The sequence below is a fragment of the Pelotomaculum sp. PtaB.Bin117 genome, assembly GCF_002067195.1.
In the GTDB taxonomy this organism is placed as follows: Bacteria; Bacillota; Desulfotomaculia; order Desulfotomaculales; family Pelotomaculaceae; genus Pelotomaculum_D; species Pelotomaculum_D terephthalicicum.
The window spans coordinates 22,626-29,077 of the sequence record NZ_MVQM01000064.1 but is presented as its reverse complement, the minus strand read 5'-3'; the positions used below and the strand labels follow the sequence as shown (position 1 = coordinate 29,077).

The following is a 6,452-nucleotide window of genomic DNA, read 5'->3' as shown; positions in this document are numbered from 1 at the left end:
CCCTCCCCGGTTTTCAGTAGATCTGTTAAGCTGACGCAATAAGATTTAAGGCAGAGGGCAGTCTGTAGTTTCTAATTTCCCGCCCTCTGCGGCGAAACCGAATGCTTCTATATGTTGACAGTCTGTCCGGAAGCCATGCTGCTTTCGTGTGAAACCAGATCTTCTTTCGGTAAAATCGGGAAATTCTCAACCACAAAGCAGTAAATGAGAATTAGCGCGCTCCACATGCCAATAGTAATCAATATTTCCCATTCAGTAGGGAAATAGTGTCCGCCGGCGCTTTTGGCCATGCCGGTAAAGACAACATTCATCCGGTTGAAGACAACACCGGCAACCACTAAAACGGAAGCGGTAAAGACACCCCAGAGCTTGTTGCGAATGCTCGGCACGGCATACATGACGATCGGCAGGAGAACAAATACGATCATTTCAATTAAGAACATATTGCTTTCCAAGGAACCGTTGAACGCTTGGGTAAAAACGCCGCGGTAATTCAAGTCGATTACTTTTACGACAAGGTAGACAATCATCATCCACATGGTGACTTTGGTCAGACTTGAAAACACCGGCATTTCCGGCACACGGCCGTAAGCCCTGGCCGCCAGCGTTCCCTCAATGGTAACCATGGCTGGTCCGAGAAAGAAAGCAGACCACACAAAGAAGAAAGGAATAAGCATGGACCACCAGAGCGGGTCCAGCCTGTTCACAGCGATGACATAGAGGGAACCCAGCGACGACTGGTGCAGGGTAGGCAGCACTATGCCAATAATCAGCCAGAAAGGTATGGTTGCGTGAAGAATTCTTTTCAGCGATGGGAAGCGCACTCTCTCAAAGAAGATATCCCCGAACTCCATGATCTGTACAATAGTGTAGAGGGAGATGCACCAGAACACCTCGAACAGCACCGAGTGGTATCCCCAGAAAAAGAAGGGGCGCCAGAAATTGTACCATCTCCCGATGTCCAGAAAAAGACTGACCAGCGCAATGATATAGCCAATCAGTGAAGTGAGCAGCGCGGCCCTGGCGATAGGCAGGTACTTTTCCTTATGCAGCACATGCACGATCAGCGCCGTGCTGAAGCCGCCGCCCGCGAGGGCGATGCCGCAAAGCAGGTCAAAGCCGATCCACAAGCCCCACGGCCACTGGTCGTTCAGGTTGGTCACCGAGCCGAGGCCGAAGATAAAACGGTATAAAGAAACAACGACCGCGGTTAGCACAAACAAGATTAATAACAATCTGAATCCGGTAATTCTAAAAGTCCAGTGCTTCTTTTGCACGAAAACCTCACCTCCGGTCTTAAACGTTTTTTTATTTCCCGTCATCATCATCAACGGCAGCGTACATTTCTTCTTCCTCATGCACTCCGGCCCGCCTCTTGGTATACAGATACATGCCGGTCAGCAGGGCGCCCCAGCCAACGAATATGAAAGGGGTCCACCTGAGCACCTGCCAGGTATACTCCGGAATAGGCTTCTGGGGAACATCCGTCCGAAAGCCGAGTTGTTCGAAAGGAGCATCGGAGATGTAAAGCCACGATGTGCCGCCCGCATCCTTCAATCCGTATATCTGGCCGGTATAGAGATCGGGGTTGGCAGCCAGGCGGTTTTTGGCCTCTTCGACCATTTTATCCCTGTCGCCGAAAGTGATCGCTCCCGTGGGACACGCGGCGGCACAGGCAGGCATCTGACCGTCGGTCACCCGGCCCAGGCACATCTGGCACTTAAGCACTCTGGGAAAAGGCTTGTCCCACTCGAACCTCAATATGCCGAAGGGACAGGCGATCATACAGTAACGGCAGCCCACGCACAGTTTTTCATTGTAAACCACCGGCCCTGCGGGCGTTTTCTGCAGAGCCTTGGCAAAGCAGGCAGAAGCGCAGGCCGGCTCCAGGCAGTGAAAGCATTGCTGTTTGACGAAACGCCTGATTTGTTTTCCATTCTTTTCGGTACGGCAGCTCTGGACAACAGTCCATTTATTCGGCGCCAGTTCAGCGTTGCCGTCCCGAGCCGTCCCGTACTCTTCATCTTGGCCGGGTTCCAGGCCATTGTACAACCGGCAGGCGACAACACAACTTTCACAGCCGATACACTTGGTGATATCGACTAGCGCTCCCATGTTTCTGGTCAATATTACCACCCTTTCGTTAACCACTTAGTTAAAAGGACCTGTCGGATACATTCCCAGCTATACTACTTTGGCAAACAAGCGTTTTAACTTGTCGGCGCGGGAATGGTACTCTGTGTGCAGCAGTTCCTCCGCCAGTTCACTCATGGGGTGTTCCAGGAAATTACGGTAGAGAGCCGCCACCTCTGCATTTTCGTGGCTCTTGCGCTTGGGCAGCGACGCGTCGGCTTTGTACAGCGCGGCAAGGCGTTGTTCGCGCACGGCGTCGGTGGGCGGAACAGCTGTGCGGGGCTGCCCGCCGCCAGCGATACACCCGCCCGGACAGGTCATAAATTCAACAAAGTGCCAGGGCGCCCTGCCTTCGCGGACGGCATCCAGGATTTTTCGTCCGTTGGCCATGCCGTGGCTCACGGCAACCCGGAGCGTGCCCACTCCCGGTATTTCCGCCGCCGCTTCCTTAACCCCGGCCAGGCCGCGCACAGGCGTCAGGTTTAAAAACAAGGCGGGAGGTTCTTGACCGGTGATAAGGAAGTAGGCGGTCCGCGCGGCAGCCTCCATGACTCCTCCGGTGGCGCCGAAAATCACCGCCCCGCCGGTTTCTTCTCCCATAAGCCGGTCATAACCCTCCTCGGGCAGGGCGGTAAAGTCGATCTGTTTTTCTTTAATCATCCGGGCAAGCTCCCGGGTGGTCAGCACGACATCCACGTCGCGCAAATCGCCGCGCTTCCAGTATGCCGCGCTGGCGTTCATTTCCGGCCGCCGCGCCTCATATTTTTTAGCCGTGCAGGGCATCACGGAGACGGAAAGAATATTTCCCGGGTCGATCCCTTTTTCCTTGGCGTAGTATGTCTTGGCCAACGCGCCGAACATCTGCTGAGGGGACTTGCAGGAAGAGATATTGGGAATGAGTTCGGGATAGAAATACTCGCAGAATTTAATCCAGCCCGGCGAACATGAAGTAAACTGAGGCAGGGGTTTCCTCACCTCTCCCTTGATTCTCTTGATCAGCTCCGTGGCTTCTTCCATAATAGTCAGGTCGGCGGTGAAGTTGGTATCCAAAACGGCATCGAAGCCCAGCCTTCTCAAGGCCGCCACCTGCTGTCCCTGCACCCATGTGCCGGGCGCCAAGCCGAATTCCTCGCCCAGGGCAACCCTGGTGGCCGGCGCGGTCTGAACCAGTACAAACCTGTTTTTGTCGGCCAAAGCTTCAAATACTATTTGCGTATCGTCGCGCTCGCTGATCGCCCCGCTGGGACAGGCCATGGAACACTGGCCGCAGTTGATGCAGATCGTTTCGTCCACCACCGGCAGGCTGTAATAGCCAAAGACACTTTCCACATTCTCACAGACCTCCAGGCACTGGCCGCAAAGTATGCATTTCCGGTCGTCCCGCACAATGGACGGGTTGTCCGCGTCAATGGGAACGCGGCCACGCACCTGGGCCGGCAGGTTGCCCGCGACGTTGTACTGGTACGGCAGCCAGCCCTTGCCGCCGGCATGCTCCGGGTTCTTATCGGCACAGCCGGCCAGGGCGCCGGTCAAGCCGGCCAGCAGTCCCGTGCCGGCCGCCATCTTCAGAAAAGTACGGCGAGTTATTTCTTTTTTTTCAACATCTTTCTCAACATCATCGTTGCAATCTTTCATGCTCTCCTCTCCTTTCCATTGATAAAGTGGTGGTTAACTAGCTAATCCGACTAACCATTTCCGCCCTGATCACCTCCCGGATGGTTATAGAGACAATATTAACTTACCCGTTATTGCCGGTGGTTAATTTAAATAAATTGAAAAACAAAAAACCACGGATGTTCTTCCTTCTGGATGAACGAAAACCTCCGTGGTATTCCTCAAAAAACATTTGTATTTAAGAACTTAGAAACCGGCAAGCTGATGTTGCCGACAACATCCGTGATATACGGAATATAAGACTTATCTTCCAATAACAAAAAATGAAACGTTAATTTAACCCCGCTTCTTGTGAGGCCAAACTTTTTCCGATATAAAAAACCCCTGCAGAATAACACTAGCTACAGCTAGCACGTCTTTTAAAATAATCTTACCTTCCCCGCAAAATTATGTCAACCGGAAAATATCCATGTTATGCTGTGTGTTAATAAACCGTCAATCCACCGTCAACACTCCATACCGCCCCGACAACAAAGGACGCATCATCCGAAGCTAAAAAACAAATAACTTTTGCCACTTCTTCCGCTCTCCCAACGCGTCCGATAGGATAAACTTCAACGATTCTTTTTAGGTGCTCACTTTTGTCAGCAACGTTCGCCAGTTGCTTTTCCAGCATAGGTGTAGACACATCACCCGGGCAGACACAATTCACTCTAATATTATGTGAAATAAGTTCCAAAGCGATGGCTTTTGAAAAAATGGTTATGGCGCCTTTAGACGCGCAATATGTCGAGCAAAAAAAGTTGCCGTTAATTCCAGCGTCAGAGGAAACATTTACGACAGCTCCTCCCCCGGATTTAATTAACTCAGGAACTGCATACTTGCATGTGAAATATGTTCCCTTAACATTAACGTCCATAATGCGGTCATACTCTTCTTCGGTAACATCAATTAATGGTTTTTCAATATATTGACCAGCGGAATTAACAAGAATATCGAGCTTCCCGAATTCGGCAACCGCATATTTAACCGCCTGCTTACACTCGTATGGTAAAGAGACATCTATGACCTTAAATTTAACAGCATCCTTGTACTGTCTTAACAATTCTAAAGCATTCAACCCTTTATCCTCATTGCTTCCGATAATCAATACTCTTGCTCCGCCCTGTAAAAGCATTTCTGCCGTTGCCAATCCAATTCCCGAACTTCCGCCTGTGACTAACGCCACTTTTTCTTTAAAAGAATAAGCCATCTTATCACCTCTGCTTCAGGTTAATATCAGCTTAGGTCACCATAAGGCAAACGCGTGTCAGGGGAACTTTAAGGCCAAATCTTATTAGTAAAAATAAGCTCGGTCAGAAGGAATCTGCCGAAATCCACAGAATATAAGATTAATAACGGGCGACCGGAGTCGCTTTCTTTACAAGGTGTTTTTGGACTAAGTATACCACGAAGGTATTTCGCCATGAGAATTGGCGTTCTTTCGTGGTTTTCATTTTTAGGGGACAGGTGGTGATATGGCCAAGTAAGTTTTTATTATTCTGTCATCTCATTTTGTTAAGCAACTATTTAAAATCAAGTCTGCACGGGTTATTTATTTTATTGAGGAGTTGATTCTATGCACATGGCAGACGCTTTGATTTCACCCGCCGTAGGTGGAACCATGTGGGCTGCGACCGTGGGAATTACGGCATATTCCATAAAAAAAATCCAGGATGACGATCTATCTGATAAAATGATACCACTGATGGGAGTTATGGGAGCGTTTGTTTTCGCCGCCCAGATGATTAACTTTTCAATTCCCGGCACAGGGTCCAGCGGACACCTGGGAGGAGGCCTGCTCCTTTCAGCCCTGCTTGGCCCGTATGCCGGTTTCCTGACGATGGCCTCCATTCTTTTGATCCAGGCATTGTTTTTCGCGGACGGCGGCTTGCTGGCTTATGGCTGCAATGTGTTTAATCTCGGATTCTATACCTGCTTTATAGCCTATCCTTTGATCTACAAACGCTTTATGCGAAAAGGATACGCTCCGGCGCGCATCTTCTGGGCTTCACTTATTGCAGCAATAATCGGGCTTCAATTAGGCGCTTTCAGTGTCGTGCTGGAAACCATGTTTTCAGGAAAAACAGAATTGCCTTTCGGCACTTTCGTAGCGCTGATGCAGCCGATACATTTAGCCATCGGTATTGTTGAAGGACTCGCTACTGCCGCCGTCGTCGGGTTTGTGTGGAAAGCCCGTCCCGAAATTATGGAAGGCCACGCCCAAGCTGCCGGCGCGGTTTCCATTAAAAAAGTAATTACCGGACTGGCAGTTGCGGCAATAATTATAGGAGGCGTTTTCTCCTGGTTTGCTTCGACACACCCGGACGGTCTGGAGTGGTCGATGTTTAAGACTGCCGGCACAGAAGAGCTTGAAGCGCCGGAGGGCATTTACCAGACAATGTCCGATATCCAGGGAAAAACTGCTTTCCTGCCTGATTATAATTTTAAAGCAACAGAAAATAATATAGAAAAAACAAATGCGGCGGAAAGTGAAACAGAAGAAGCATCATGGCCCGCCGTAAGCAGCGGGACCAGCCTGGCGGGGCTGGCGGGAGGAATACTGACCCTCGCGCTGGCAGCAGCCACAGGTTTTTTCATCAATATGCTCAAGAAAAGAAAGAACGCGGCAGGTATCGCTTAAAATTTCCGGGGCGGGGCGGATA

Annotated in this window: 5 protein-coding genes; 1 reads left to right on the top strand and 4 read right to left on the bottom strand. The window is 50.4% G+C overall.

Annotated elements, in window-relative coordinates; all coding sequences use genetic code 11:
• Window positions 1-107 precede the first annotated feature (107 nt).
• The 4 genes from nrfD to A4E54_RS04140 all read right to left on the bottom strand — a co-directional run bounded on the left by nrfD (window position 108) and on the right by A4E54_RS04140 (window position 4,999).
• A complete protein-coding gene (gene nrfD / locus A4E54_RS04155; protein WP_240084429.1) occupies window positions 108-1,322 on the bottom strand; it encodes an NrfD/PsrC family molybdoenzyme membrane anchor subunit in 1,215 nt (404 codons plus the stop codon).
• On the bottom strand, window positions 1,309-2,115 hold the full coding sequence (locus tag A4E54_RS04150) for a 4Fe-4S dicluster domain-containing protein (RefSeq protein WP_240084430.1): 807 nt from the start codon (window positions 2,113-2,115) through the stop codon (window positions 1,309-1,311). Before A4E54_RS04150 ends, nrfD begins: the two co-directional genes overlap by 14 nt.
• A gap of 69 nt (window positions 2,116-2,184) precedes the next feature.
• A complete protein-coding gene (locus tag A4E54_RS04145; RefSeq protein ID WP_240084409.1) occupies window positions 2,185-3,768 on the bottom strand; it encodes a [FeFe] hydrogenase, group A in 1,584 nt (527 codons plus the stop codon).
• Window positions 3,769-4,231: 463 nt separating this feature from the next.
• Window positions 4,232-4,999: an SDR family NAD(P)-dependent oxidoreductase gene (locus A4E54_RS04140; RefSeq protein ID WP_240084410.1), complete on the bottom strand. Its 768-nt coding sequence runs from the start codon at window positions 4,997-4,999 to the stop codon at window positions 4,232-4,234.
• 366 nt (window positions 5,000-5,365) lie between these two features.
• Here A4E54_RS04140 and A4E54_RS04135 point away from each other — a divergent pair, with 366 nt between their 5' ends.
• Window positions 5,366-6,430, top strand: coding sequence for an energy-coupling factor ABC transporter permease (locus A4E54_RS04135; RefSeq protein WP_240084411.1), 1,065 nt, complete (start codon window positions 5,366-5,368; stop codon window positions 6,428-6,430).
• The last annotated feature ends 22 nt before the right edge of the window (window positions 6,431-6,452 follow it).

Excerpts from the sequence above, each read along its gene's own strand:
- nrfD (WP_240084429.1), bottom strand. The coding sequence starts at position 1,322 with ATGACGGGAAATAAAAAAACGTTTAAGACCGGAGGTGAGGTTTTCGTG.
- A4E54_RS04150 (WP_240084430.1), bottom strand. The coding sequence starts at position 2,115 with ATGGGAGCGCTAGTCGATATCACCAAGTGTATCGGCTGTGAAAGTTGT.
- A4E54_RS04145 (WP_240084409.1), bottom strand. The coding sequence starts at position 3,768 with ATGAAAGATTGCAACGATGATGTTGAGAAAGATGTTGAAAAAAAAGAA.
- A4E54_RS04140 (WP_240084410.1), bottom strand. The coding sequence starts at position 4,999 with ATGGCTTATTCTTTTAAAGAAAAAGTGGCGTTAGTCACAGGCGGAAGT.
- A4E54_RS04135 (WP_240084411.1), top strand. The coding sequence starts at position 5,366 with ATGCACATGGCAGACGCTTTGATTTCACCCGCCGTAGGTGGAACCATG.